Annotated in this window: 22 protein-coding genes; 8 read left to right on the top strand and 14 right to left on the bottom strand. The window is 60.0% G+C overall.

Going from position 1 to position 26,086, the window contains the following annotated elements; genetic code table 11:
* Nucleotides 1-236 precede the first annotated feature (236 nt).
* Nucleotides 237-1,568 (top strand): putative porin, encoded by a 1,332-nt coding sequence (locus tag KGB28_RS13800; RefSeq protein ID WP_223445871.1) that lies wholly within the window; start codon nt 237-239, stop codon nt 1,566-1,568.
* 246 nt (nt 1,569-1,814) lie between these two features.
* Here the strand turns inward: KGB28_RS13800 and KGB28_RS13795 are convergent, their stop codons facing one another.
* The 3 genes from KGB28_RS13795 to aceK all read right to left on the bottom strand — a co-directional run bounded on the left by KGB28_RS13795 (nt 1,815) and on the right by aceK (nt 9,103).
* Entirely contained in the window at nt 1,815-2,936 is a 1,122-nt protein-coding gene (locus KGB28_RS13795; protein WP_223445869.1) for a beta-ketoacyl-ACP synthase III, read from the bottom strand.
* A 357-nt stretch (nt 2,937-3,293) separates the two neighbouring features.
* Complete coding sequence (gene hrpA, locus KGB28_RS13790; RefSeq protein ID WP_223445867.1) at nt 3,294-7,205, bottom strand: ATP-dependent RNA helicase HrpA; 3,912 nt, start codon at nt 7,203-7,205, stop codon at nt 3,294-3,296.
* A 179-nt stretch (nt 7,206-7,384) separates the two neighbouring features.
* Complete coding sequence (gene aceK / locus KGB28_RS13785) at nt 7,385-9,103, bottom strand: bifunctional isocitrate dehydrogenase kinase/phosphatase (RefSeq protein WP_223445865.1); 1,719 nt, start codon at nt 9,101-9,103, stop codon at nt 7,385-7,387.
* A gap of 159 nt (nt 9,104-9,262) precedes the next feature.
* Here aceK and KGB28_RS13780 point away from each other — a divergent pair, with 159 nt between their 5' ends.
* On the top strand, nt 9,263-10,171 hold the full coding sequence (locus KGB28_RS13780; protein WP_223445863.1) for a DMT family transporter: 909 nt from the start codon (nt 9,263-9,265) through the stop codon (nt 10,169-10,171).
* Nucleotides 10,172-10,287: 116 nt separating this feature from the next.
* Here KGB28_RS13780 and KGB28_RS13775 read toward each other — a convergent pair whose 3' ends face one another.
* Nucleotides 10,288-11,151: a DMT family transporter gene (locus tag KGB28_RS13775; RefSeq protein WP_223445861.1), complete on the bottom strand. Its 864-nt coding sequence runs from the start codon at nt 11,149-11,151 to the stop codon at nt 10,288-10,290.
* Here KGB28_RS13775 and KGB28_RS13770 point away from each other — a divergent pair.
* Complete coding sequence (locus KGB28_RS13770) at nt 11,150-11,320, top strand: hypothetical protein (protein WP_191624906.1); 171 nt, start codon at nt 11,150-11,152, stop codon at nt 11,318-11,320. The two genes, KGB28_RS13775 and KGB28_RS13770, sit on opposite strands and share 2 nt — an antisense overlap.
* Before the next feature lie 314 nt (nt 11,321-11,634).
* Here KGB28_RS13770 and KGB28_RS13765 read toward each other — a convergent pair whose 3' ends face one another.
* Complete coding sequence (locus tag KGB28_RS13765; protein ID WP_223445859.1) at nt 11,635-12,573, bottom strand: aspartyl/asparaginyl beta-hydroxylase domain-containing protein; 939 nt, start codon at nt 12,571-12,573, stop codon at nt 11,635-11,637.
* 265 nt (nt 12,574-12,838) lie between these two features.
* On the bottom strand, nt 12,839-13,813 hold the full coding sequence (gene cysK, locus KGB28_RS13760; RefSeq protein WP_223445857.1) for a cysteine synthase A: 975 nt from the start codon (nt 13,811-13,813) through the stop codon (nt 12,839-12,841).
* Nucleotides 13,814-13,943: 130 nt separating this feature from the next.
* Between cysK and KGB28_RS13755 the strand changes: the two genes are divergently transcribed.
* Complete coding sequence (locus tag KGB28_RS13755; protein WP_223445855.1) at nt 13,944-15,020, top strand: DUF748 domain-containing protein; 1,077 nt, start codon at nt 13,944-13,946, stop codon at nt 15,018-15,020.
* On the opposite strand, the gene KGB28_RS13750 is transcribed toward KGB28_RS13755, so the two are convergent.
* Nucleotides 15,017-15,517: a DUF2442 domain-containing protein gene (locus KGB28_RS13750; protein WP_223445853.1), complete on the bottom strand. Its 501-nt coding sequence runs from the start codon at nt 15,515-15,517 to the stop codon at nt 15,017-15,019. The two genes, KGB28_RS13755 and KGB28_RS13750, sit on opposite strands and share 4 nt — an antisense overlap.
* Nucleotides 15,505-15,735: a DUF4160 domain-containing protein gene (locus KGB28_RS13745; RefSeq protein ID WP_191624905.1), complete on the bottom strand. Its 231-nt coding sequence runs from the start codon at nt 15,733-15,735 to the stop codon at nt 15,505-15,507. The genes KGB28_RS13750 and KGB28_RS13745 overlap by 13 nt, the downstream gene beginning before the upstream one ends.
* A 206-nt stretch (nt 15,736-15,941) precedes the next feature.
* On the opposite strand from KGB28_RS13745, the gene KGB28_RS13740 reads away from it, so the two are divergent.
* Both KGB28_RS13740 and KGB28_RS13735 read left to right on the top strand, forming a co-directional pair.
* Nucleotides 15,942-16,787: an AAA family ATPase gene (locus KGB28_RS13740; protein ID WP_007984829.1), complete on the top strand. Its 846-nt coding sequence runs from the start codon at nt 15,942-15,944 to the stop codon at nt 16,785-16,787.
* Nucleotides 16,788-16,799: 12 nt separating this feature from the next.
* On the top strand, nt 16,800-17,978 hold the full coding sequence (locus tag KGB28_RS13735; protein WP_008049176.1) for a vWA domain-containing protein: 1,179 nt from the start codon (nt 16,800-16,802) through the stop codon (nt 17,976-17,978).
* 117 nt (nt 17,979-18,095) lie between these two features.
* On the opposite strand, the gene KGB28_RS13730 is transcribed toward KGB28_RS13735, so the two are convergent.
* The 4 genes from KGB28_RS13730 to KGB28_RS13715 form a co-directional block, all read right to left on the bottom strand.
* On the bottom strand, nt 18,096-19,022 hold the full coding sequence (locus KGB28_RS13730) for a biotin-dependent carboxyltransferase family protein (RefSeq protein ID WP_223445851.1): 927 nt from the start codon (nt 19,020-19,022) through the stop codon (nt 18,096-18,098).
* Complete coding sequence (locus KGB28_RS13725) at nt 19,019-19,723, bottom strand: 5-oxoprolinase subunit B family protein (RefSeq protein ID WP_223445849.1); 705 nt, start codon at nt 19,721-19,723, stop codon at nt 19,019-19,021. Before KGB28_RS13725 ends, KGB28_RS13730 begins: the two co-directional genes overlap by 4 nt.
* A complete protein-coding gene (locus KGB28_RS13720) occupies nt 19,720-20,472 on the bottom strand; it encodes a 5-oxoprolinase subunit PxpA (protein WP_223445847.1) in 753 nt (250 codons plus the stop codon). The genes KGB28_RS13725 and KGB28_RS13720 overlap by 4 nt, the downstream gene beginning before the upstream one ends.
* Nucleotides 20,473-20,545: 73 nt before the next feature.
* Entirely contained in the window at nt 20,546-21,832 is a 1,287-nt protein-coding gene (locus KGB28_RS13715) for an MFS transporter (protein ID WP_223445845.1), read from the bottom strand.
* Nucleotides 21,833-21,978: 146 nt separating this feature from the next.
* Between KGB28_RS13715 and KGB28_RS13710 the strand changes: the two genes are divergently transcribed.
* Nucleotides 21,979-22,908, top strand: coding sequence for a LysR family transcriptional regulator (locus KGB28_RS13710; RefSeq protein WP_223445843.1), 930 nt, complete (start codon nt 21,979-21,981; stop codon nt 22,906-22,908).
* A gap of 16 nt (nt 22,909-22,924) precedes the next feature.
* On the opposite strand, the gene KGB28_RS13705 is transcribed toward KGB28_RS13710, so the two are convergent.
* Nucleotides 22,925-23,161, bottom strand: a complete 237-nt coding sequence (locus tag KGB28_RS13705; protein WP_223445841.1) for a hypothetical protein — start codon at nt 23,159-23,161, stop codon at nt 22,925-22,927.
* Between the two features lie 220 nt (nt 23,162-23,381).
* On the opposite strand from KGB28_RS13705, the gene KGB28_RS13700 reads away from it, so the two are divergent.
* Complete coding sequence (locus KGB28_RS13700) at nt 23,382-25,493, top strand: TonB-dependent receptor (protein ID WP_223445839.1); 2,112 nt, start codon at nt 23,382-23,384, stop codon at nt 25,491-25,493.
* Between the two features lie 44 nt (nt 25,494-25,537).
* On the opposite strand, the gene KGB28_RS13695 is transcribed toward KGB28_RS13700, so the two are convergent.
* Complete coding sequence (locus KGB28_RS13695; protein ID WP_150724352.1) at nt 25,538-26,080, bottom strand: DUF2937 family protein; 543 nt, start codon at nt 26,078-26,080, stop codon at nt 25,538-25,540.
* Nucleotides 26,081-26,086: the final 6 nt, after the last annotated feature.

The following is a 26,086-nucleotide window of genomic DNA, read 5'->3' as shown; positions in this document are numbered from 1 at the left end:
CTATCGCTCCGCAATGCACACGGGCAAAACGACGACAGTGCTCTAACTCAATAGTTCACGGCGACTTTGTATCGTCACCGACATGACATCACATTGCCACTGCTCTGTCATAAACCATCGCGATACTGGCGCCTGTTTTTAGAGCGCCGGGTTATACCCGGTCACTGTTTTCCGTCCCTAACGGTCGGTTGTGTCCCGGATGGCTCTGTCATCCCCTCTCATCTTCGGAGATTGATATGCGTCTTGCTTCCACGAAAACTGCGGCGGCCTTGTGCGCTGGCCTGTTGCTGGCCATGAGTGTTCCGGCCAGTGCCGCAGTCGACGCCAAACTGCTCGACATGCTCAAGGCTAACGGCTCGATCACCAACGCGCAGTACAGCGAACTGCAAGCCGAGCTGGCCAGGGATCAGAAAGACCAGCAGATCGCCCGTCAGGCTCAGCAAGAGACCAACGAGCAAATCGCGGCCACCGCGAAGAAAACCGACACACTGAGCGCTTTCGACCAGAAGCTTGCATGGGCGGCAAAGACCCAGTTCAAGGGCGACGTGCGCTTCCGTCAGGAAAACGTCCACAACGATGGCGTGCCGAACAACAAGGACCAGGACCGTCAGCGCATTCGTGCCCGCCTGGGTGCCTACAGCGAAATCAACCCGCAAGTCGACACCGGTATCCGTATCGCCACCGGCAGCAACGACGACGCTCGCTCGACCAACCAGGACCTGAACAACTACTTCGACAAGAAGCAGATCTGGCTGGACCAGGGTTACATCGACTACCACCCGGATGCGATCAAGAACCTGCACCTGGTTGGCGGCAAGATGCCGCAACAATGGGTGAGCATGGGCGACATCATCTGGGATAGCGACATCAGCCCGGAAGGTCTGGCCGTTACCTACAAGTACCCGCTGAGCGGCAGCACCGAGCTGTTCGGTAGCGCCGGTCACTACACCCTCAAGGACAACGTCGACGGCGAAGGCGTGCAGTTCAAGCACGACCTGCGTCTGTACGCTGGCCAGTTGGGTGCGCGCTTCGCCATCACCGACAGCATGAAAATGACCTTGGGCGGCAGTCTCTACGCCTACGACAACGACGACAGCAGCGCTTGCCCTACCTCGGGTACCGTTACTACGCCATGCGCACTGGCTGTCAACGGCAACAGCCCGGGCGAGCAGTTCAAACTGTACGAAGGCTTTGGTCAGCTGGACTTCAGCAACCTGCCGGTTCCGCTGTCGATCTACGGTCAGTACGTCAACAACACCGATGCCAGCAACGACCAGGACACTGGCTGGTTGGCCGGTGTGAAGTCCAAGCTCTACGGCTTCAACGTGGACTACAACTATCGCGACGTGCAGCGTAACGCTGTGGTTGGCGCCTTCACCGACTCCGACTTCGCCAACGGCTTCACCGGTTCGCGCGGCAGCAAGCTGAAAGTGAGCTACGACCTGGACAAGAACTTTGCCCTGGGCGCGACCTACTACATGGCGACCTCGGACCAGACCAACGCCAACATCAACAAGAAGGATTCGGACATCAACACCCTGCAACTGGATGCCGAAGCGAAGTTCTGATTCACCCCGCTACACGACTCGGGCAAGGATGCCCGGGCTCCTTTTACAGCCTGGCGTTGGTGTATCGGTCCCCATCATCCTCCGATGCATCAACGCCGGGCTGTTTCTATTTCTGCTAATCCAACCTGAATGTAGGAGCGAGCTCGCTCGCGAAGGTTGTCAACGATAACGCGTGCAATCTGGATAAACGCAGCGTCTTTGAGTTCTTCGTCGGAACGCCGCCCGGAGCAAGCTCGCTCCTACATCCTACAACTTGCGCAGCAACACGCTACCAATCGAATAACCGGCACCGAACGAACTGAGCACGGCCAGCGAACCGGCGGCCAGATCGTCCTGGTTCTTGTGGAACGCAATCACGGAACCGGCGGAACTGGTGTTGGCGTAGGTGTCGAGAATCACCGGCGCTTCCTGTTCGGTGGCGTCGCGACCCAGCAGTTTCCTGACGATCAAGTGGTTCATGCTGAGGTTGGCCTGGTGCAACCAGAAGCGCTTCACATCGCTGACGTTGAGCTGGTTCTCTTGCAGATGCTCACTGATCAGTTCGGCAACCAACGGGCAGACTTCCTTGAACACCTTGCGGCCTTCCTGCACGAACAGTTTGTCCCTGGCGCCGATGCCCTCTTCCGCCGCGCGGTTGAGGAAGCCGAAGTTGTTGCGGATGTTGTTGGAGAACTTGGTCAGCAGCTTGGTGCTGACGATGTCGAACTGGTACTTGGACGTCGCCAGGTCAGCACGCTCGATGATCACCGCAGTGGCGGCATCGCCGAAGATGAAGTGGCTGTCGCGGTCACGGAAGTTCAGGTGACCGGTGCAGACTTCCGGGTTGACCATCAGGACCGCCCGGGCCTGGCCCAGTTGCACGCTGTTGGCAGCGGTCTGGATGCCGAAGGTTGCGGACGAGCACGCCACGTTCATGTCGAAGCCGAAACCCTGGATACCCAGCGCTTCCTGGACTTCGATGGCAATGGCCGGGTAGGCGCGTTGCAGGTTGGAACAGGCGACGATCACGCCGTCGATGTCGGCTGCGGTCTTACCGGCGCGCTGCAAGGCTTGTTCGGCCGCACCGATGGCCATTTGGCAAAGTACCGACCACTCGTCGTTGGAACGCTCCGGCAGGCATGGGGCCATGCGTTGCGGGTCGAGGATGCCTTCCTTGTCCATGACAAAGCGGCTCTTGATGCCCGAGGCTTTTTCGATGAACGCGGCGCTGGATTCGGTCAATGCTTCCACTTCACCGCGCGCAATGGCCTCGGCGTTGTCGGCGTTGAATTGCGCGACGTAAGTATTGAAAGACTGCACCAGCTCTTCATTGGAAATGCTGTTGGCCGGGGTGTACAGGCCGGTGCCACTGATGACGACGTTATGCATGGTCGTGTCTCTAATCTGTTCAGGCAGAAAGCATTGGCACCGTCGTACCAATACACAAAGGGTCTATTTCCATCCGGGGGACGCAAACCTGGCATCGCTTTATTCCGACCTGCCCGCAGCGCGAAGGCTCAAAACCGCGGGGCCGGCGTTTATAGGCGCGAAGTTTGCCATAAACGTGGGCATTTCGCCCCTTTTGCTGGATCAAACTCCCACTGATACACCACCTGACCTGTGGGAGCGGCGGTGCGGCGATCCGACTTGCTCGCGAAGGCGGTGTGTCAGGCAACAGTGATATCGACTGACACGACGCCTTCGCGAGCAAGCCCGCTCCCACAGGGTATTACACCAGCCTCGGGTTTACGGTTCGACCTGGCTCCACTGCTTGTTCAGGCGCTTGTCGGAGATCGGCACCTTGGTCCCCAACTGTTGCGCAAACAGCGAAACCCGGTATTCCTCCAGCCACCAGCGATACAACTCCAGCTGCGGATCGCGCTTGCCTTCCTGGGCGTGTTTGTTGGCGCGGGTCTGGTATTGCGTCCACAACCCGCTCAACTCGCCGCTCCAGACCCGGTCGCGCTGCACCTGGGTACCGATTTTTTCAAAGCGCTGTTCAATCGCCTTGAGGTAACGCGGTAACTCCTTGAGCCACTGCATCGGCGTTTCCCGGACAAACCCCGGATACACCAGGTGACTGAGCTGCTGCTTGATGTCGTTCAAGGCCACGGCTTGCGCCAGGTCGATCTTGCCCTTGAAGCGTTTTTGCAGGCCATGCCAAAGCTTGAGGATTTCCAGGGTCAGCTTCGCCACACGCTCGGCGTGCTCGGTCCAGGCGCCACGCTTGCGCTCGGCCAGGGACGCCAGACCAGCGCCATCACGGGGCAACGGGTCTTCGCCCTCAAGAATGCAGCTGTCGAGACTGGCCAGCAGAATGTCTTCCACCAGCGCATCGACGCGGCCCATGTCGCGGTACAGCAGGCCCAATTCAGTCAGGCCCGGCAACTTGCCACGGAGGAACTTGGCAGGTTCGGCCAGTTGCTGCATCAGCAAGCGTTGCAACGCGCGGCGATGCTGGAACTCGGCCTCGGCCGGGGTCGAGAACCGCCCTTCCTTGACCGTGCCGCCCTCTTCCACCAGCGCCGGGTAGACCGTCATCGACAGCCCGGCGATCTTCTGCTGGGTTTTCTCGGCCACGGCGGCAAACACTTTCGGCTCCACCGGCTGCTGGCTCTTGGCGGTTTGCGGCACCGCCAATGCGGCTTGGCTGGCCTCGGCGAAACGCGCAGTGAGTTCGGCCAGATCGCGACCTTCGCCGAGGAACTTGCCCTGGGCGTCGACGATTTCCAGGTTCATGCGCAGATGGCTTTCGACCTGCTGCGCCGCTTCGGCCCAGGCTTCGTCGCTGACCCGCGCGCCGGTCATGCGCAGCAGCTCGCGACCCAGGGCCTGAGGCAGTGAGCCCTCGGCAAATGTCATGCGTTGCAAGGCCGCTTTGACGAAGTCCGGCACGGGTACGAAATTCTTGCGCAGAGCCTTGGGCAGGTTGCGCACCAGGGCAATGCACTTGGCCTCGATGACACCCGGCACCAGCCACTCCAGGCGTTCCGGCGGCAGCATCGGCAACAGCGGTGCCGGCACACGCAGGGTCACGCCGTCGCGCGGGTGATTCGGTTCGAAGTGGTAGCTGAGGGCCAATTCCAGATCACCGATATGCAGCGTATCCGGGTAATGCTGGGCGGTGACTTCACTGGCTTCACGGGCCAGCACGTCTTCTTCGCGCATGATCAGCAGCTGCGGGTCTTTCTGGCTGTTGATCCGATACCAGCTGTCGAAGGTCGCCGTCTGATGGATCTCCGCTGGCAATCGCGCGTCATAGAAGGCGTACAGGGTTTCTTCGTCGGCGAGGATGTCGCGACGGCGGGCCTTGGCTTCCAGTTCGTCGAGCTGTTCCAGCAATTGCTTGTTGGCCGTCAGGCACTTGGCCTTGGACTGAATCTCGCCACGCACCAGTGCTTCGCGGATGAACAATTCGCGGGACACCACGGGGTCGACCGGGCCGTAATGCACCGGCCGACGCCCAACCACGATCAACCCGAACAGGGTGATCTGTTCGAACGCCACGACCTGGCCGCGCTTCTTCTCCCAATGGGGTTCGAAGTGGTTTTTCTTGATCAGGTGCCCGGCCAGCGGCTCGATCCAGTCGGCATCGATCTTCGCCACCATGCGCGCATAAAGCTTGGTGGTTTCCACCAGTTCGGCGGTCATCAGCCATTGCGGGCGCTTCTTGCCGATGCCCGACGATGGGTGAATCCAGAAACGCCGCTGACGCGCGCCGAGGTAATCGCCGTCTTCGGTTTTCTGCCCGATCTGGCTCAGCAACCCCACCAGCACCGCTTTGTGCAGTTTCGGGTAGTCCGCCGGCTCTTTGTTGAGGCTCAGCTGCATGTCGCGGCAGATCAGGCTCAATTGGCGATGGGAGTCGCGCCACTCGCGCAGGCGCAGGTAATTGAGGAAATTCTTGCGGCACCAGTTGCGCAGCGGACTGGCGGTCAGCGCCTGGCGCTGCTCTTCGAAACCGCGCCACAGATTGACCAGCCCGGCGAAGTCCGAATCGGCGTCTTTCCACTGGGCGTGGGCCTGATCCGCCGCTTGCTGACGTTCCGGCGGACGCTCGCGCGGGTCCTGGATCGACATGGCGCTGGCGACGATCAGCACTTCCTGCAAGCTGCCGAGCTTGGCCGCTTCGAGCAACATGCGGCCCATGCGCGGGTCCACCGGCAGCCGCGCCAATTGGCGACCGAGCGGGGTCAGCTCACTGTTGCGGTCCACCGCCGAGAGTTCTTGCAGCAGGTTGTACCCGTCGCTGATGGCCTTGCCATCCGGCGGCTCGATGAACGGGAACGCGCTGACCTCGCCAAGGCGCAGATGCAGCATCTGCAAAATGACCGCCGCGAGGTTGGTGCGCAGGATTTCTGGATCGGTAAATTCCGGGCGCCCAAGAAAATCTTCTTCGCTGTAGAGGCGGATACAGATACCCGGCTCGACCCGCCCGCATCGACCTTTACGCTGGTTGGCGCTGGCTTGGGAAACCGCTTCGATCGGCAGGCGCTGGACCTTGGCGCGATAGCTGTAGCGACTGATACGCGCGGTGCCGCTGTCGATCACATAACGAATGCCCGGCACGGTCAGCGAGGTTTCCGCGACGTTGGTCGCCAGCACCACGCGACGTCCCGGGTGCGACTGGAAAATCCGCTGCTGCTCGGCCGGCGACAAGCGCGCGTACAACGGCAGGATTTCAGTGTGTTTGAGCTGGGCCTTGCGCAGCATGTCGGCAGCGTCACGAATCTCGCGTTCACCGGGCAGGAACACCAGCACGTCACCGGGACTACGACGTTCACTGCGCTCATAAGCGGCGATTTCGTCGAGGGTGGCGAGGATCGCCTGATCCACCGTCAGGTCGTCCTCGACGCGGTTGCCCTCTTCGTCCTGCTCAAGCGTCAGCGGGCGATACCAGGTGTCCACCGGGTAGGTGCGGCCGGACACCTCGACAATCGGCGCGTCATCGAAATGCTTGGAGAAGCGCTCCAGGTCGATGGTCGCCGAAGTGATGATGACTTTCAGGTCGGGGCGGCGCGGCAGCAGGGTTTTCAGGTAGCCGAGCAGGAAGTCGATGTTGAGGCTGCGTTCGTGGGCTTCGTCGACGATGATCGTGTCGTAGCGTTCCAGATAGCGGTCGTTCTGGGTTTCCGCCAGCAGGATACCGTCGGTCATCAGCTTGATCAGGGTGCTGGAATCGCTCTGATCCTCGAAGCGCACCTGATAGCCGACCAGCGCGCCCAGCGGCGTGCCAAGTTCTTCGGCGACCCGGCTGGCGACGCTGCGCGCAGCGATCCGCCGCGGCTGGGTATGGCCGATCAGGCCATGCTGGCCGCGACCGATTTCCAGGCAGATCTTCGGCAACTGGGTGGTTTTGCCCGAGCCGGTCTCACCGGCGATGATCAGCACCTGATGTTTTTCCAGCGCTTTCTTGATTTCGTCGCGCTTGGCGGCAATCGGCAGACTGTCGTCGTAACGAATCACCGGCAGGCTGGCCTTGCGCGCCAGCACCTGCTCACAAGACGCCTGCATCCGCGTCACCCACTGGCCCAGCCTGGCCTCATCAGGTTTCTTGCGCAGCTCAAGCAACTGCCGCCGTAGCCGGTGGCGGTCGGCGAGCATGGCGTGATCGAGGTTTTTCAGCAGTTTGTCGATGGAGGGCGATTCGTCGGTCATCGGGTACGCAATTCAGTCGTCTAGTGGCGCAAGGGGGGCGATTGTCGCAGATTTTACGACCGCTGCGCGGCCGATCGCGAGCAAGCTCGCTCCCACACTGGATCTATGGCGACCACAAAATCGGGGCACTCTGCAGTCAAATGTGGGAGCGAGCTTGCTCGCGATGGCGTCGGTGAGAACTACTCGTTGTCCAGGCCTTTACGCCGATACGGAAACACATCAATCACCTTCCCCGCCCGAATCGCTTCCTGCAGGCTTTTCCAGTAGTCGGCGTTGTACAGCTCGCCATGCAACTGATCGAACAACTTGCGTTGCCCGAAATCGGCAAACAGGAATGGCGGAAACTCTTCCGGGAACACGTCCAGCGGCCCGATCGAGTACCACGGTTCGGACGCCATTTCATCTTCCGGGGTGCGAGGCAGCGGGATATGGCGAAAGTTGGCCTCGGTGAGGAAGCAGATCTCGTCGTAGTCGTAGAACACCACACGACCGTGACGGGTGACGCCGAAGTTCTTCAGCAGCATATCGCCGGGAAAGATGTTGGCCGCCGCCAGTTGCTTGATCGCCAACCCGTAGTCTTCCAGGGCTTCGCGTACCTGCGCCTCGTTGGCGTTTTCCAGATACAGGTTCAGCGGGGTCATGCGGCGCTCGGTCCAGCAGTGGCGGATCAGCACCGTGTCGCCTTCCACCGACACCGTCGACGGCGCGACTTCCAGCAGTTCCTCCAGACAAGCCGGATCAAACTTGCTCAGGGGAAAACGGAAATCGGCGAACTCCTGGGTATCGGCCATGCGCCCGACCCGGTCGACGCTTTTCACCAGGCGGTACTTTTCGATCACCGTGGCGCGGTCGACGTTTTTCGACGGCGAGAAACGGTCCTTGATGATTTTGAACACGGTGTTGAAACCCGGCAGGGTGAACACGCTCATGACCATGCCGCGCACACCGGGGGCCATGATGAACTGGTCGTCGGTGTTGGCCAGGTGATTGATCAGCGCCCGGTAGAACTCCGACTTGCCGTGTTTGTAGAAGCCAATCGAGGTGTACAGCTCAGCAATGTGCTTGCCCGGCAGGATACGCCGCAGGAAGCCGATGAACTCTGCCGGCACCGGCACATCCACCATGAAATACGAGCGGGTGAACGAGAAGATGATCGACACGTCCGCCTCATCGGTGATCAGCGCATCGATCTGGATCCCGCGCCCCTCGAGGTGCAGCAATGGAATCGCCAGCGGCCATTGCTCGTCGGCGGTGTAGATGCGCCCCACCAGGTACGCGCCTTTGTTGCGGTACAGCACCGAGGAAAACAGCTCGACGCTTAGCTCCGGGTCCTTGCACACCCAATCCGGCAGGTTCTCGCGCAGTTGCGCTTCGAGGCGCTTCAGGTCACCGGACAGGTCGGCGTAATCCTCGCTGAAGCGGTAGTCGGCGAAGATGCTGGCGAGCATCGCCGACAATTGGCCTTGCGGTTTGTAGGTGCGGGTTTGCGCGGCCCGGGCACGGCGCAGACTCGGCCGGGTGGTGTGGATGAACATGCAGCCGTCGCTGATCAGGTCATGGCTGAACAGCCCGCAGAAGATCGAGTTGTACCAGGTCTCGGACAGTTCATCGTCGAAGCGCAGGTCGATCAGGCTGATGTAGGCGCTTTTGACCAGCGGCCAGCAGCTGACGTCCAGCGTGCCTGGGTCAAACGCGGTGCGCAGTCGCTCCACCGTTTCACCGACCTTGTCTTCGTACAGATTGATCCGCGCCGCCGACGCCGACTGCGTCTCTTGCCACCGGGCCTGTTCGAAGCGGGCCCGGGCGCCGTCGGTGATCTGGCGAAAATGCTCGCGGTAATCGTCAAAGCCATCGAGGATCAAGCGGGCGATGTCGGCGGCTGGCCACTGCTGCGGCATGGTGAGACCTCTGCGGGAATTCGGGAGGCTTGAGCTTAGCCAGTGAACCGGGTGCAGGAGAAGCGTAATTTTCCGGGTGAATTAAATGCCCGGTTTTCGGTTGCCATCGATCACACACTCAGCAACACTTTCGCCCCTCCCCCAAGGAAGGACCTCGCTGTGAACCCCGTCGATATTTTCCGTTTACTGTCCCTGGCGGCCATTTGGGGTGCGAGTTTTCTGTTCATGCGCATCATCGCCCCGGTGATCGGCAGCATTCCTACCGCTTTTTTCCGTGTATCGATAGCCGCTGCCGGACTGCTGGTGATTCTCGGCCTGATGCGCATCAGTTGGGATTTCAAGGGCAAACTCAAGACCGTGATGCTGCTCGGGGTGATCAACTCCGGGATTCCGGCGACGCTCTATTCGGTGGCCGCGCAGGTGCTGCCGGCCGGTTACTCGTCGATTTTCAATGCCACGACCCCCTTGATGGGCGTGCTGATTGGCGGCCTGTTTTTCCATGAAAGGCTCACTGGCGCCAAACTCGGCGGCGTGTTCCTGGGGCTGTTCGGCGTGGGCGTGCTGACCCGAGCCGGTCCGGTGGCGTTCGATCTGGAACTGCTGATGGGTGCCGTCGCCTGCCTGCTCGCGACCACTTGCTACGGATTTGCGGGGTTTCTGGCCCGCCGCTGGCTCGATCAGGCCGGTGGTCTCGACAGCCGTTTGTCGGCAGTGGGCAGCATGCTCGGCGCGACGTTGTTCCTGCTGCCGCTGTTCGGCTACAGCGTGATCAACCAACCACCCGCGACCTGGGGCGGCTGGAGTGTCTGGCTCTCGTTGCTGGGGTTGGGCCTGGGATGCACGGCATTTGCGTACATTATTTACTTCCGGCTCCTGAGCTCGATTGGTCCGGTGAAATCGATGACTACGACCTTTTTGATCCCGCTGTTCGGTGTGTTGTGGGGGGCATTGTTTCTCGATGAGCCGCTGTCGATGGCGCATATCTATGGCGGGTTGTTGATTGCGCTGGCGTTGTGGTTGGTGTTGAAGCCGGCTGCTGTGAAACCGGGCTTGGTGGCTGACCGATAGAACTGTTGCGTTGCGGATGACGCCTTCGCGAGCAAGCCCGCGAAGGCGGCTGATCAGACGCCAAAAATCACAAAGACCCGGAGCATTGCTCCAGGCCTTGTCGGGTTTCCTCGCAATTACGCGGTTTTACGGAAGACGAATACCAGACCGACGATGATCAACAGCATGCCGAACAGGCTCAACAGCGCCAGGCGATTGCCGAAGATCAGATAGTCCATCACCGCCGTGACTGCCGGCACCAGGTAAAACAGGCTGGTGACATTCACCAGATTGCCCCGGGCGATCAAGCGGTACAGCAACAGCGTCGCCAGCACCGACACCACCAGCCCCATCCACAGCACCGGCAGGATGAAACCGCTGCTGCGTTCGAAGTGAAACGGCTGGAAGGGTACGAAAATCCCGCACAACAGCAGTCCGGCCAGATACTGCACCGGCAATGTGCCGAGGGGATTGTCGGTGATGCGTTTCTGCATGATCGAACCGAACGTCATGCTCGCCAGCGCCAGCAACCCGTACAGCATCCCGGCCAACGACATCCCGGCCAGACCGATGCCCTGATAGACCACCATGATCAACCCGGCCAGCCCCAGGGCCAGGCCGAACATCCGACTCCACGAACGCTGGCGCTCCATCAGCACCACGGTAAGGATCGGCTGCACGCCCATGATGGTCGCCATCACCCCGGGGGTGACTTTAAGGTCGAGGGCCAGCAGATAGAAAATCTGATAAGCCCCCAACAACACCACACCGGTAGTCATCGCATACAGCATCGGTTTGCCGCCCCTGGGCAATTTCAGCTTGAGCAACGGCACCAGCAACACCAGACCGCATAGCGCAATGACGAAACGAAACATCAGGAAGGCGAAGGGTGACGCGTGGGCCAACCCCCACTTGGAGAAAATCGCCCCGCTGCTCCACAGCAGAACGAACAAGCTCGTGGACGCCGCCGCGAGTGCGGAATTTTTTGAAAGGACAAGCATGGATACCACCTGTAGTCAGGCAAAAAGCCAACTCAGCAAAAAGCTGAAATCCAGTCGTTTTTCAGGCAGGCATGGGGAACAGCAGAAGGCAGCTGATCAGCCCGAGATGCCAACGCCTGGCGGTGATACGACTGCGCACACCGGCGTGCTGCTGACAGGTGGGGGGTAATGACTGATCTGCCCGGGCTGCTGATTCCCGCACGGCACGACGCCAGCGTTGACCGCTGAATCGACTACCGCGTTGATGAGGGATGCAGGCATTGGGCTGATCTTTGATCGAGGGATGAAAAAGTGAGTCCTGAAACTCACTGTGCGCCGACTATAACCAGCGTACGACATGGATTGCAACGACTTGGTCAAAAGGCCAGTAACGACAGTAGGCACAGAGTTCGCATCGTGCGGTTGGAGGGGCATTCAGGGATTCCGTGAAGAACCAAAAAAAAACCGCTCACAACGAGCGGTTCTTTTATTCTGAAACCGGCTTCAGCCAAACAACCAATACCCCAACAACGTCAGCACCACCACCGCCAGCACTGGACGTAGTACACGGTAGGCTTTGGGGTTGCGCCGCTTCCATTGCTTGATCACACCACTGAATTTATCGCTGGAGCTCTTGCTCCAGGCGTAGGCCTGGTTGATCCCGCCCACATGCTCGTCGTCCAGGTTCTGAGGGGCGGTGGCGCGACCCAGCCAGGCGCTGATACTACGATTGATGCAGGTCATGAAGCGATTGCTCAGCGGACGCTCGATATCGCAGAACAGGATGACTCGGGGCTTTTGTGTTTCATTCTTGACCCAGTGCACGTAGGTCTCGTCGAACATCACATCGTCACCATCGCGCCAGGCGTAAACCTGCCCGTCGACAAAGATGCGGCAATCATCGGAATTGGGGGTGGACAGTCCCAAGTGATAACGCAGGGAGCCGCCAAACGGATCGCGATGCGGGTTGAGGTGGCTGCCGCCCGGCAGCAGCGCGAACATGGCGCCTTTGACACTGGGAATGCTACTGACCAGTTCCACGGTTCTCGGGCACAAGGCTTCGGCGGAAGGCAGCGGTTTGTCATACCACTTGAGATAGAAACGCTTCCAGCCCTTCTTGAAAAACGAGCCAAAACCGGCGTCGTTGTTCTTTGCCGCCGCGCGGATATACCCCTCGTCGAACAAGTGCATCGCTTCGTCGCGAATCACCTCCCAGTTGTCCTTGAGCACATCCAGTTCCGGGAACTTGCTGCGATCCAGATACGGTTTCGAAGGCACACTGGAAAACAGGTACATCAAGGCGTTATAGGGTGCGAACAGTGCCGAATGGTTAACGAACTGGCGCAAAACCGGCAGACGCGCATTGCCGCGCAAATGCACATAGAGGGTGCTGCCGAGAAACAGCAACAACAACGAGGCCTTCGCGGCAAACGATAAGGTCATCAACAACTCCTTTGAAGATAAACGATATGCCACCACGTCCATTGCCCGACATGGCTGCCAGCATGATAAACACTACCGACCCGGTGAAAACCTGCACTTTTCAACATTCAATGTTAATGAATGTGCAACAAAGCTTTTCTTAACAAAAGGTGCCTGAACGCCGGCTGATGCAAATCCATCATCAACCGGACCAGATCAATGGATCGCAACCCGCGACAACGCCTCAGCCATCACCGCCAGCCACGATCCGCCAATGGTTTAGCGCTTACTGCTGATTTTCCTGTTCGGTAAACAAATCACTGAACAGCATGCTCGACAGATAACGTTCACCGGAATCCGGCAGGATCACGACGATGGTCTTGCCCTGCATTTCCGGGGTCTCGGCCAGCCGAACGGCCACTGCCATGGCAGCGCCGCAGGAAATCCCGCACAAAATTCCTTCTTCCTGCATCAAGCGCAAGGCCATGGCCTTGGACTCTTCGTCGCTGACCAGTTCCACCCGATCGACGATCGACAAATCGAGGTTCTTCGGCACAAAACCGGCACCAATGCCCTGGATCTTGTGCGGGCTCGGCTTGATTTCTTCACCGGCCAGGGCCTGGGTGATCACCGGCGACACCGCCGGCTCCACCGCTACCGAGAGTATCGGCTTGCCCTGGGTATTCTTGATATAGCGTGAAACCCCGGTGATGGTTCCACCGGTTCCGACGCCTGCCACCAGCACGTCGACCGCGCCGTCGGTATCGTTCCAGATTTCCGGGCCGGTGGTTTTTTCGTGGATGGCCGGGTTGGCCGGGTTGTCGAATTGCGCCGGCATGAAGTACTTCGACGGGTCGCCGGCAACGATTTCACTGGCTTTCTCGATGGCGCCCTTCATGCCTTTGGCCGGCTCGGTCAACACCAGCTCGGCACCCAGTGCCTTGAGCACCTTACGGCGTTCGATACTCATGGACGCCGGCATGGTCAGCATCAGTTTGTAGCCACGGGCGGCGGCCACAAAGGCCAGGCCGATGCCGGTATTGCCGGAGGTGGGTTCGACGATGGTCATGCCCGGCTTGAGTTTGCCACTACCCTCGGCATCCCAGATCATGTTCGCGCCGATCCGGCACTTGACCGAGTAACCCGGGTTGCGCCCTTCGATCTTGGCCAGAATGGTCACACCACGCGGCGCAATGCGATTGATCTGCACCAGCGGCGTGTTGCCGATGGAGTGGGCGTTGTCAGCGAAAATGCGGCTCATGGCTGGGTCCTTAACGACAGCATTGAAATAGGGCATCAAGGTAAGCCCTCTTGCCCGCAGGCGTCCAGTCAGGTCGAACGTCCGCTTATCAGTGCAGTCAATGGCTTTAGATCGTCAGAGATTTGCCGCCATGAAACGTCGATACAGTTGGCCCCTGCGGACCCTCATCGGCCTCGTTCTGTTGCTGATAGCGCTCCACATCGCCTTGCCCTATCTGGTGCGCGACTACCTCAATGAGCGACTGACGAACATGGGCGACTACCGCGGCCAAATCACCGACGTGGACCTGGCCCTGTGGCGCGGGGCCTACAAAATCAACGGACTGAAAATCGTCAAGATCGATGGCAAGGTTCCGGTGCCTTTCGTCAACGCGCCGTTGATCGACCTCTCGGTCAGTTGGCATTCGCTGTGGTACGACCGGGCGGTAGTAGCCGAGGTGCAATTCATCAATCCCGAGGTCAACTTCGTCGATGGCGGGGCCAACAAGCAAAATTCCCAGACCGGCGAGGGTACCGACTGGCGTGCACAATTAGGCAAGCTGCTGCCCATTACCCTGAACGAAGTGCGGATCCACGACGGCAAGATCAGTTTTCGCAACTTCAACTCCAAACCACCTGTGAACATGAATGCCACAAACGTGGATGCCAACCTCTACAACCTGACCAACGTGGTCGACACCAAAGGCAAGCGTGATGCGCGCTTCGAAGGCAAAGCCCTGCTGCTGGGGCACGCGCCACTGGAAACCACGGCCACTTTCGATCCCTTGAGCGACTTCGAAGACTTCGAGTTTCGCTTGCGCACCACGGATATCGAGCTCAAGCGCTTGAACGACTTCGCCGCAGCCTACGGCAAGTTCGACTTCAATGCCGGCCATGGCGACGTGGTGATCGAAGCCTCAGCCAACAAGGGACGACTGACCGGCTATATCAAGCCACTGCTGCGCGATGTTGATGTGTTCAATTGGCAGCAGGATGTGCAAAGCGAGGACAAAGGGCTGTTCCGCTCGATTTGGGAAGCCCTCGTCGGCGGCACCGAGACCGTGTTGAAAAACCAGGGCAAAAACCAGTTTGCGACAAAAGTCGAACTGCACGGCAACGTGCATCAGCAAGATATCAGCGCGTTTCAGGCTTTTTTGCAGATTTTACGCAATGGATTCATCCAGGCGTTCAATGCGCGGTATGAACGGCCCAAGCCGGATGCCGGTTAATTTTTGCGCGTGATGATGTAGCGGCCTGTTTCCTCGGCCGCCCGCGGCGCGTTCGCTTGCAACTGCAAGAAATCCCACCCAAGACAGGCCAGTGCCAGGGACCGCGGCACCGCTTCCTTGCCACGGCTGTAACGACTGATGCTGCGGGTACTGATCCCCAGTGCCTCGGCGGCCTGTGTGAGTGACAGCCCGGTGCGAGCGCGCCAGTCGATGAAGATCCGGGTATTTTCGTCGCAGGCATTTTGTGCGATCGCATCCAGGTACAACGTGTCTGCACCAATCTGGATGTCCTGCTCAGGCCACTCGACGCACCAGCCATCATCAGCCAGAGCCGCGCCATCGAACGCGCGTCCCTGCAGTGGTTGCAAGCCTGGTAAGGCCAGCAAATCCCGGCTCAGGTCGAGAGTCAGTTGCTGGCCGTCAATAAAGGTCAACGCCAGGCGATACTCCGGCAGTGCCTGTACGGCCAGCAGTCGTGGTCGTTTCATGGGTAACATCGTTTCCAGTCCTCGAGCAGTTGCGCCTGATGGGCCCTGACCCAATCCAGTGCTTCCCTGATGATCAGGGGCGGAGCCCTGCCTACCATTACCTCGACGGTTTCCAGGCTGAGCATGACGTCCAGCCCGCCACCAGTTAGATGAACGTGAGGCGGTGGATGATCCTTTTCGCGCAATTGAATGCGATATGTATCTCGAAATCGGTATTTAGTAGACATGCCCGGCAAGCTATCGCCAAAATGGCGATAGCTCAATACTGGCCAGCAGCCGAGACTGAGTCAAGATGTGACGCCCCATTCAGAGACTGAATAAGCCGTCTGCGTTCACAGTCGACCGGGCACCGCGTTATAGTCGGGGCTGACTCTTTTATTGCGCCCCCCGCCCTGCCTCGTTCAGGTCGGCGTTACCGTTCGAGGATTAGCAGATGAAGTTCGAAGGCACCCAGGCCTACGTCGCCACCGATGACCTGAAGCTGGCGGTCAACGCCGCCATCACCCTGGAGCGGCCGTTGCTGGTCAAGGGCGAACCGGGCACCGGCAAGACCATGCTCGCCGAGCAACTGGCCGAATCCTTTGGCGCCAAGCTGATTACCTGGCACATCAAATCCACCACCAAGGCCCATCAAGGCCTGTACGAGTACGACGCGGTCAGCCGCCTGCGCGATTCGCAGCTGGGTACGGAGAAGGTCCACGACGTTCGCAACTACCTGAAAAAAGGCAAGCTCTGGGAAGCTTTCGAGTCCGAGGAGCGGGTCATCCTGCTGATCGACGAAATCGACAAGGCCGATATCGAATTCCCCAACGACCTGCTGCAAGAACTCGACAAGATGGAGTTCTACGTTTACGAGATCGACGAGACCATCAAGGCCAAGAAACGCCCGATCATCATCATTACTTCCAACAACGAGAAAGAGCTGCCGGACGCGTTCCTGCGCCGCTGCTTCTTCCACTACATCGCCTTCCCGGATCGCGTCACGATGCAGCGGATCGTCGACGTGCATTACCCGGACATCAAGAAAGACCTGGTCAGCGAAGCGCTGGACGTGTTCTTCGACGTGCGCAAGGTGCCGGGCCTGAAGAAAAAGCCATCGACCTCCGAACTGGTGGACTGGCTGAAGCTGCTGATGGCCGACAACATCGGCGAAGCGGTGCTGCGTGAACGCGATCCGACCAAGGCCATCCCGCCGCTGGCCGGGGCGCTGGTGAAAAACGAACAGGACGTGCAACTGCTGGAGCGTCTGGCGTTCATGAGCCGTCGCGGCACCCGCTAAGAGGCTGATGCCATGTTGCTCAACCTGTTCAATGAAATGCGTGCAGCCAAGGTGCCGGTTTCGGTACGCGAGCTTCTGGACCTGATCAACGCGTTGAAACAGCGCGTGACCTTCGCCGACATGGACGAGTTTTACTACCTGTCCCGGGCGATTCTGGTGAAGGACGAAAAGCATTTCGACAAGTTCGACCGAGCCTTCGGTGCCTACTTCAACGGTCTGGAAAAGCTCGACGACCACCTGCAAGCGCTGATTCCCGAAGACTGGCTGCGCAAGGAGTTCGAACGCTCGCTGACCGATGAAGAGCGGGCGGCGATCCAGTCCCTAGGCGGCCTGGACAAGCTGATCGAAGAGTTCAAGAAACGCCTCGAAGAGCAGAAGGAACGCCACGCCGGCGGCAACAAGTGGATCGGTACCGGTGGCACCAGCCCGTTCGGCTCAGGCGGTTTCAACCCGGAAGGCATTCGGGTCGGCGACGCTGGCAAACGCCAGGGCAAGGCGGCCAAGGTCTGGGACCAGCGCGAATACAAGAACCTCGACGATTCCGTTGAACTGGGCACCCGCAATATCAAGGTCGCCCTGCGGCGCTTGCGCAAGTTTGCCCGGCAGGGTGCGGCGGAAGAACTGGACATCGATGGCACCATCGACCACACCGCCAAGGATGCCGGCCTGCTGAACATCCAGATGCGGCCGGAGCGGCGCAACACCGTCAAGCTGTTGCTGCTGTTCGACATCGGCGGCTCGATGGACGCCCACGTGAAGATTTGCGAGGAGCTGTTCTCGGCGTGCAAGACCGAATTCAAGCATCTGGAGTACTTCTACTTCCACAACTTCATTTATGAATCGGTGTGGAAGAACAACATGCGCCGCACCTCCGAGCGCACCTCGACCATGGACCTGCTGCACAAGTACGGCGCCGACTACAAAGTGATCTTCATCGGTGACGCCGCCATGGCGCCCTACGAAATCACCCAGGCGGGCGGCAGCGTCGAGCACTGGAACGAAGAAGCCGGGTACGTGTGGATGCAGCGGTTCAAGGAGAAGTACAAGAAGCTCATCTGGATCAACCCGTATCCGAAGGACACGTGGGGCTATACCTCGTCGACCAACATCGTGCGGGATTTGATCGAGGACCAGATGTATCCACTGACCTTGCGGGGATTGGAAGAAGGGATGCGGTTTCTTTCCAAGTAGAAATTCGTCGCCTGTGAAGGCCTCTTCGCGAGCAAGCCCGCTCCCACATTGGTTTTGTGCACGACACAGATCAAATGTGGGAGCGGGCTTGCTCCGGGCGGCGATCCGACGAAGCTTTTAGCGGTGAGTGAAGCGCTGCAAATACTCGATTTGTTCGCGATGAGCGACATCCTGCACCACCGGTCTCAACCGCACCCGCGCCCCCGGCAAGCACTGCGCCAATCGCGCCAGCGCCAACGGTGTCAACGCCCCCAATCGCGGATAACCACCGATGGTCTGTCGATCATTGAGCAACACAATCGGCTGCCCGTCGGGCGGTACCTGAACAGCCCCCAGCGGGATACCTTCGGAAATCATCGGTTTGCCCTGGTACTGCAGCGCCGTACCCAACAGGCGAATCCCCATCCGGTCGGCTCGGCTGTCGAGGCTCCACACGCTGTTGAACGCGTCGAACAGGCTCTGCCCGCTGAACTCTCCAATCTGTGCACCGAGCACCAGATCCAGCACTGGGTCGCCGGTGAAATCCGGTACGCATTGGCTCGGCAACTCGCGCAGCAATACCAGCGAGCTCCCCGAGTAGCTCAAGGACGCGCCTTTACCCAGCGCATGACCCATTCCGTCCAGGCCGCCGAGTTCCTCACGGACCACCGTCGCGCTGCTGCCCAGCACTTTCGGTGCATCGAACCCACCCGGCGCCGCCAGATAAGCCCTGGCCCCGAGCAACGGCCGGGTGAATTGCAAACGCTGACCTTTGTGCAGCCTGAAACTGCGCCACGGGGCCAACGCCTCGCCATCCACCTGCGCACCCAAATCCGCTCCGGCCAGCGCCAACACGCAATCATCCTCGGCCACGACAGTGAACCCGCCGAGGGTGATTTCGATCACCGGCGCATCCAGCCCGTTGCCCAACAGCCAGTTGGCCCACGACATCGAGCGCCAATCGGCGGCTCCACCCTGGGTCACGCCCAGATGCCGCACACCGAATCGACCGGCATCCTGCAACAAGCACAGCGGCGTACTTGCTTCAATCATCAGACGGCTCATGCCTGGGCCTCCAGAGGCGTGTCGTCACCGCCCAGGGTAATGAATTCGGCATGGCCGACTGCTTCAAACCGTACGGTGTCACCGGGTTGCATCAGGCTGTAGCCATCACGATTGCGATCGAACAATTTGGCCGGCGTGCGGCCGATCAAATTCCAGCCCCCCGGCGACACCACTGGGTAAGCCGCCGTCTGCCGTTCGGCGATGCCGACACTGCCGGCCGCGACTTTCTTGCGGGGCGTGTTCAGACGCGGCGCGGCGAGCACCTCTTCTACCAGTCCCATGAAGGCGAAGCCCGGCGCAAAGCCCAAGGCGAACACCTGATATTCACGCTCGCAGTGACGACGGATCACCTCCTCCACCGCCAACCCGCTGCGTTGCGACAACAGCCTCAGTTCCGGGCCGACGCTCAAGTCGTACCACACCGGCAACACATGGCAGGTACCGCGCGTACGCGCATTGGGCGTCAGATCGATCAGCGCCTGGGCAATCAATTCCCGGGCCTGGGCGGGACTCAGCGCGGTCAAGTCGTAATGCACCATCAAGGTGGTGTAGGACGGCACCAGATCGATCAGATGCCCGGCGAATGCCGTGCGCAGACTTTCACTGGCTGCCAGCATCCACGGCATGTTGGATTCGGCAATTTCATCGAACAGACGCACCATCAGGCAATCCAGCGCCACCACTTCTACCCGCAGCTTCATGACGCGCTCTGCCGGTTCAAGGCTTCACGGATGCGTTGCACGGCAGCGACCGAACTGGCGTTGTCGCCGTGCACGCACAGGGTATTGGCCTGCAAATGCAGGGCGCTGCCGTCGCTGGCGGTGAGCGGATCGCCACGGGCGATGGTCAGCGCCTGCTCGATGATTTTGTCCGGATCGTGATGCACCGCTCCCGGCAGTTGTCGTGACACCAGCCTGCCGGCGCTGTCGTAAGCGCGGTCGGCGAAGGCCTCGAACCACAGGGTCACGCCGTATTCATCGCCAAGTTGTTGGGCCGCACTGTTGTCACGGGTCGCCATCAACATCAGCGGCAGGCTGCGGTCATAGGACGCTACCGCTTGCAGCACAGCGCGTAATTGCGCCGGGTTGGCCATCATGTCGTTGTACATCGCGCCATGGGGTTTGACGTAACTGACCCGTCCGCCCTGGGCCCGGCAGATGCCGTCGAGGGCGCCGATCTGGTAATGCAGAATGTCTTGAAGTTCCTGGGTGGCATAGGCCATGGAGCGACGGCCGAACCCCACCAGGTCCTGATAGGCCGGATGCGCGCCAACCTGCACACCGTGGCTGAGGGCCAGGCTGACGGTCTTGCGCATGATACTCGGGTCGCCGGCGTGAAAACCGCAGGCGATGTTGGCGCAATCGATGAAGGGCATGATTTCCGCGTCCAGACCCATGGTCCAGCTGCCGAAACTCTCGCCGATGTCGCAGTTCAATAGCAGGCGGCTCACACTGAACACTCCTGTAGGCTTTATTCTTTTCAGCTGCGGGACATATCTATAAGACAGCCCCGCAGGTTATCAGTTACTGGGCGTCGAGTTGCTTGCCACGGGTTTCCGGCAAACTCAGGGCCGCGAGGATCACCACGCCGTAGGAAACCGCCGCAAAGGCACCGATGCCTACACTCAGCGGCACGGTCTGGCTGAGCAGGCCGATCAGCAGCGGGAACAACGCCGCCAGCGCCCGGCCGATGTTGTAGCAAAAACCCTGGCCCGAACCGCGAATGCGTGTAGGGAACAATTCGGTCAGGAATGCGCCCATACCACTGAAGATCCCCGAGGCGAAGAAGCCCAGCGGAAAGCCCAGCCACAGCATCACGCCGTTGCTGACCGGCAGTTGCGTGTACAGCAAGACAATGGTGAACGAGCCCACGGCGAACAGGATGAAGTTCTTTTTACGTCCGAGGATGTCGGTCAAATAGGCGCTGATGACATAACCGACGTAGGACCCGATGATCACCATCGCCAGATAACCGCCAGTGCCGAGTACGCTCAAACCGCGCTCGTTTTTCAGAAACGTCGGTAGCCAGGACGTGATCGCGTAGTAACCGCCCAGCGCACCGGTGGTCAGCAACGAAGCGCGAATCGTGGTGAAGAGCATGCCGGGGGCGAAGATCTCATAGAACTTGGACGGATTGCTCGGCTCCTGTTTAGCCTTGGCCTCACGGTAGATTTCCGGGTCTTTCACCAACCGGCGAACGAAGATCACGAAAATCGCCGGCACGATGCCAAGGATGAACAGCGCGCGCCAGGCGTCTTCCGGTGGCAACACCGAGAACAGCAGCGCATACAGAATCGCCGTCAGCCCCCAACCCAGCGCCCAGCCGGATTGCACCATGCCAACAGCCTTACCACGGTCCTGGGCACGAATCACTTCGCCGATCAGCACCGCGCCGGCCGTCCACTCACCGCCGAAACCAAAGCCCATCAGGGTCCGTGCGATCAGCAGTTGCTCGTAGCTCTGGGCAAAGCCACAGAGGAAGGTGAAGAAGGCAAACCACAGCACCGTCAGTTGCAAGGTGCGCACACGACCAATGCGGTCGGAGAGAATCCCCGCCACCCAGCCACCGATGGCCGAAGCGATCAGCGTGCTGGTGTGAATCAGCCCGGCCTGTCCGGTGGTGATGCCCCACATGGCAATCAGGGTCGGCACCACGAAGCTGAGCATCTGGGTGTCCATGCCGTCCAGGCCATAGCCGATCTTGCAGCTCCAGAAGGTGCGGCGTTCCTGCTGATTGATGTTGCGATACCAGTCGAAAGGTCCCGGACGGGCCGAGGCTTTCGGAATGACGGTGGTGTCGGGCGCACTCATGGCAAATCTCCGCGCTGATTTTATTGGTATTGTTCTGAGCCCCGACGACGCCTATCGTGGGAACCGGATGCGTCGATTTTTGGACGCGCGCCCCTGCTGCGTCCAACTAATAAAAACCCGCCTTAGACATAAGAAATCTTTATCCCATGAACCTGAAGTTTCTCGAGACCTTCGTCTGGGTCGCCCGACTCAAGAGCTTTCGCCTGACCGCCGACAAGCTCTTCACCACCCAGGCCTCGATTTCCAGCCGCATCGCAGTGCTTGAAGGCGAGCTCGGGGTAAAGCTGTTTCTGCGCGATTCGCGCGGTGTGAGCCTGACGCCGGAAGGCCTGAAAGTGCTTGATTACGCCGAGCAGATGATGGACACCATGCAGGCACTCAAGCAGTCGATCGAGACCCGTTCGAGCAAGGCCGGACGGGTGCGCATCGGCGTGATGGACACGGTGATCCATACCTGGCTCAGCCCGCTGGTGGCGCAGATGACCGATCACTACCCGCTGGTGGAAATCGAGCTGGTGGCCGATACCTCGCTCAACCTCTGCGATCAGCTGCAAAAAGGCTTTCTCGACGTGATCCTGCAAACCGACCTGCTGCGCCAGGAAAGCGTGCGCAGCCTGGAACTGGCCAGCCACCCCATGGGCTGGATTGTCGCCAGCAATTCCCTGTACAACCGTGAGTATTCAGGCGTCGCCGACCTGGCGAAAGAGCGGATCATTACCTACTCGAAAAACTCTCACCCGCATCAGGAAGTGCTCGCCCTGATGCAGGCCAATGGCGTGACGACGCCACGTCTGAACTGCGTGAACTCGGTGTCGGCGATTACCCGGCTGCTGCGCGATGGCTTTGGCATCGGCGCGTTGCCGCCGGTGCTGGTGGCCGAAGAGCTGGCACGGAGGGAGTTGACCCTGCTGGACATCGATCAGCGACCACCCGACTTGCAGGTGGTGGTGTCGTGGCGGGTAGGCGTTGAGTGGGTCGAGGAGATTGTGGCGTTGTGTCAGCAGGTGCTGGAGGAGTATGCGCGGAAGGTGGGAGAGCGCTACATGGTCTTGAGCAAACCCCTGGCCAGACTCTGAAAATGAGCTTCCTATATCACAAGAAGCAATTACTATCATTTGCATTAATATTTTGAAAATGTATTCTCTGCGCGCATTCAGCTAAACCACTGTCCAGAAGGAATCGGACTTGATGCGCGCTTTCACGCAAAGACAGCAGCAACTGCTCTCCTACTGGAGCCAAGCCCTCGGCACTCCTGCCTTCCAGTCCCGCCGCATCACCCTCGACCATTTGAGCAATGCCCTGGCGCCCGCCGCGCCACGCTGCTTCCAACACCTGATCCGGCTTACACCTTGCGCCTCATCGAGGGCGTTGCCTGGCTCTGCGCCCTGACGCTGGCGGCCACGGCACTGGCTAACGAATGGCTGGGGTTTCTCGTCAGCCGGTTGCTCTAGCCGCCATCGGGATCCGCTGGGTGCGCTCATTCTCCTTCGCGCCAGCCCCCGCAATCTTGTCTACCCACACTTGTCACGACTAAGAAAAAGACCAACTCATGACCCGAACCAAACTTTCCTTGCTGATTCCGTTGCTCGGCTCCGTCAGCGCCCAGGCCTGGGCCGAGGACACCGACCAGCAACCGGGCACATTGAACATGCAGGCCACCGTCGTTTCCGCGACGCGCAGCGAAGCGACCATTGCCTCGATTCCAGGCTCGGTCCAGGTGATCGACGAACAACAGATCCGCCAACAGAGTGGCGCCGGGCGTCGGGTCTCCGACATCCTGGGGCAACTGGTTCCCGGCCTGGCGCCGTCCAGCGGCGGGATGAGCAACTTCGGCCAGACCCTGCGCGGGCGCAACATGCTGGTGTTGATCGACGGCGTGTCGCAGAACGCCACGCGTGACAACTTCCGCCAGCTCAACAGCATCGCACCGGCCAGTATCGAACGCATCGAGGTGGTTTCCGGCGCCAGCAGCATTTATGGCGCCGGTGCTTCGGGCGGCATCATCAACATCATCACCAAGCGCAACCAGGGGCAGGACCTTGCCTACAGCAGCAAACTGGGCTTGACCACTGGCAACAACCTCAACAGCAAGGGTTTCGCCTACGAGGCCTTTCAGAGTGCGACCGGGCGCAAGGATGCCCTGGACTGGTACGTGTCCGCCGACCTGACCCAGCGCAACGATCAGTACGACGGCAATGGCAATCGCATCCCTCAGGACACGTCCCAGGGCAGCAACATGGACACCGACACCTATGACCTGCAAGGTCGTTTCGGTTACGAACTGGATGCCGATAAAAAACTCAGCCTGTCGCTGCAGGACTACAAGGACCAGCAGGACACTGACTACACAAAAAACCCGAAAAACCTGCAAGAGGCCGAGGCGGTCAAAGGACTGAAACTCGACGACCAGCCCTACACCCATAACCAGGCGGCCAACCTCAACTACACCGACAACGACTTCTACGGTCAGGGCCTGCAACTGGAAAGCTACTGGCGCCGGGCCGACGCGCTGTTCTTCCCGGACCTGTCGCGGGGCAAGGCCGGGATCGCCGACAACAACAGCGTGCAGGATGTGTATGGCCTGCGTGCGGCTATCGACACGCCGTTGCCGGCCATTGGCAGTGCCACGGGCAACCTGGTCTGGGGCGCCGACTATGATCACGAACGCTCCCGCCAGCGCGGTGACCAATACACCCTCAAAGGGCTGACCTACACCAAGACTGGCACCACTTACGAGCTGGGCCCGGATATCGAAACCACCACCAAGGCGCTGTTCGGGCAGATGTCCTGGGACATCGGTGACTGGACCTTGCGTGGCGGTGTGCGCCGCGAATGGATCGAAAGCGAGGTTTCCGACAGCATCGCCTACGGTCAGATCGTCCAGACCGGCGTACGTGCCATCCTGCCCGGTGACACCCTCAAATACGACGCCACGCTCTATAACCTGGGCGCGGTCTATCACCTGAGCGAACATCAGGACGTCTTCGCCAATTACAGCCAGGGGTTTTCGCTGCCGGACATCCAGCGCTTCTTGCGTGACGTGAACAGCACTTTCGACATCCAGAGCCTCAACGCCCAGGCCATCAAGGTCGACAGCTACGAGCTGGGCTGGCGCGGTGACTGGGACCGGTGGCAGGCCGACGTCACCGTCTATGAAAACACCTCGGACGTGACTCAGTTCTACGATGCCAATGACCGTGTCTTGCGTCTGATCAACCAGAAGGAGCGGGTTCGCGGCATCGAAAACAGCCTGACCTACCGCGCGACCGATCAATGGTCGGTGGGTGGCACCTATGCCTGGGCCAAAGGCGAGACCCAGCAGAACGGGAAATGGATCGATCTGCCGGCGACACGCATTTCACCGGCCAAAACCACGCTGTTCGTCGGCTACACCGAAGACGACTACTCCCTGCGTCTGCAAGGCATGCACCTGTCCAGTTACGACGCTGCCGCCAAGGACAACAACGGGCGCGACATCGAAGGCTATACGCTGGTGGACCTGCTCGGCTCCGTGTACTTGCCGGTCGGTCGCCTGGAAGGCGGGGTGTACAACCTGACCGACCGCACGTACGTCAACCTGTTCGCCCAGGCCAACGCCAGAGCGCCATTCCCCAACGCCGAAGGCCGTACCTTGAGCATGACCTATTCGATCGATTGGTAATCAAGCAAGGAGCCGGCTTGCCGGCTCCTTGACGTTCGCCGGTGTTATAAGCCGCGTAAATCCCGCTCTTCGATCGGCCGGCTCTGGCGCAGACGCTTGCCGCCCAGCACCACCCAGTCGATCAGACGGAACAGGCACTCGATCCCGAACGACAGCAGCAACGCGCCGCTCATGCCCCAGACCATCGCCTCGGGCGTCAACAGGATCTGGTAGCTGTAGCCATTCCAGGTTTCCTTGCGGATATCCGGATCGGCGGCCAGCACCACTTGCAGGAAGCGGATGTACCACGGGCCCTGCATCGCCTGGAATTGCTTGTCCAACGCCACCTGACGGGTCAGCAGGTTGCTCAGGCTGTCGGCATCGCTGCGAAAGATCGGGTCTTCGCTGGCGCGGTAGTGGGCCACCAGGGCCTGCATGTCACCCTTGAAGAACTGATTGGCGGTGTTCTGAAAGCCACTCAACCCGGCTTGCGCCTCGATCAGATGCGCCTCTACCCGCTTGGCGTAATCGCTGATGAAGCCCGGCACCTGGACACCGATCAACAGGCCCGCCGCAAACAACACCAGCCGTAGATAACTGAGCAACATGGGGGT

Origin of the sequence: Pseudomonas sp. BF-R-19 (assembly GCF_019956445.1) — a bacterium.
GTDB lineage: Bacteria > Pseudomonadota > Gammaproteobacteria > Pseudomonadales > Pseudomonadaceae > Aquipseudomonas > Aquipseudomonas fluorescens_BH.
Note: the sequence above shows the minus strand (reverse complement) of the source record. Positions and strands in the feature narration are given on the sequence as shown.

What these genes read in the sequence shown, in the direction of transcription:
- KGB28_RS13800 (WP_223445871.1), top strand. Translation starts at nt 237, where the DNA reads ATGCGTCTTGCTTCCACGAAAACTGCGGCGGCCTTGTGCGCTGGCCTG.
- KGB28_RS13795 (WP_223445869.1), bottom strand. Translation starts at nt 2,936, where the DNA reads ATGCATAACGTCGTCATCAGTGGCACCGGCCTGTACACCCCGGCCAAC.
- hrpA (WP_223445867.1), bottom strand. Translation starts at nt 7,205, where the DNA reads ATGACCGACGAATCGCCCTCCATCGACAAACTGCTGAAAAACCTCGAT.
- aceK (WP_223445865.1), bottom strand. Translation starts at nt 9,103, where the DNA reads ATGCCGCAGCAGTGGCCAGCCGCCGACATCGCCCGCTTGATCCTCGAT.
- KGB28_RS13770 (WP_191624906.1), top strand. Translation starts at nt 11,150, where the DNA reads ATGGATACCACCTGTAGTCAGGCAAAAAGCCAACTCAGCAAAAAGCTG.
- KGB28_RS13775 (WP_223445861.1), bottom strand. Translation starts at nt 11,151, where the DNA reads ATGCTTGTCCTTTCAAAAAATTCCGCACTCGCGGCGGCGTCCACGAGC.
- KGB28_RS13765 (WP_223445859.1), bottom strand. Translation starts at nt 12,573, where the DNA reads ATGACCTTATCGTTTGCCGCGAAGGCCTCGTTGTTGTTGCTGTTTCTC.
- cysK (WP_223445857.1), bottom strand. Translation starts at nt 13,813, where the DNA reads ATGAGCCGCATTTTCGCTGACAACGCCCACTCCATCGGCAACACGCCG.
- KGB28_RS13755 (WP_223445855.1), top strand. Translation starts at nt 13,944, where the DNA reads ATGAAACGTCGATACAGTTGGCCCCTGCGGACCCTCATCGGCCTCGTT.
- KGB28_RS13750 (WP_223445853.1), bottom strand. Translation starts at nt 15,517, where the DNA reads ATGTTACCCATGAAACGACCACGACTGCTGGCCGTACAGGCACTGCCG.
- KGB28_RS13745 (WP_191624905.1), bottom strand. Translation starts at nt 15,735, where the DNA reads ATGTCTACTAAATACCGATTTCGAGATACATATCGCATTCAATTGCGC.
- KGB28_RS13740 (WP_007984829.1), top strand. Translation starts at nt 15,942, where the DNA reads ATGAAGTTCGAAGGCACCCAGGCCTACGTCGCCACCGATGACCTGAAG.
- KGB28_RS13735 (WP_008049176.1), top strand. Translation starts at nt 16,800, where the DNA reads ATGTTGCTCAACCTGTTCAATGAAATGCGTGCAGCCAAGGTGCCGGTT.
- KGB28_RS13730 (WP_223445851.1), bottom strand. Translation starts at nt 19,022, where the DNA reads ATGAGCCGTCTGATGATTGAAGCAAGTACGCCGCTGTGCTTGTTGCAG.
- KGB28_RS13725 (WP_223445849.1), bottom strand. Translation starts at nt 19,723, where the DNA reads ATGAAGCTGCGGGTAGAAGTGGTGGCGCTGGATTGCCTGATGGTGCGT.
- KGB28_RS13715 (WP_223445845.1), bottom strand. Translation starts at nt 21,832, where the DNA reads ATGAGTGCGCCCGACACCACCGTCATTCCGAAAGCCTCGGCCCGTCCG.
- KGB28_RS13710 (WP_223445843.1), top strand. Translation starts at nt 21,979, where the DNA reads ATGAACCTGAAGTTTCTCGAGACCTTCGTCTGGGTCGCCCGACTCAAG.
- KGB28_RS13700 (WP_223445839.1), top strand. Translation starts at nt 23,382, where the DNA reads ATGACCCGAACCAAACTTTCCTTGCTGATTCCGTTGCTCGGCTCCGTC.
- KGB28_RS13695 (WP_150724352.1), bottom strand. Translation starts at nt 26,080, where the DNA reads ATGTTGCTCAGTTATCTACGGCTGGTGTTGTTTGCGGCGGGCCTGTTG.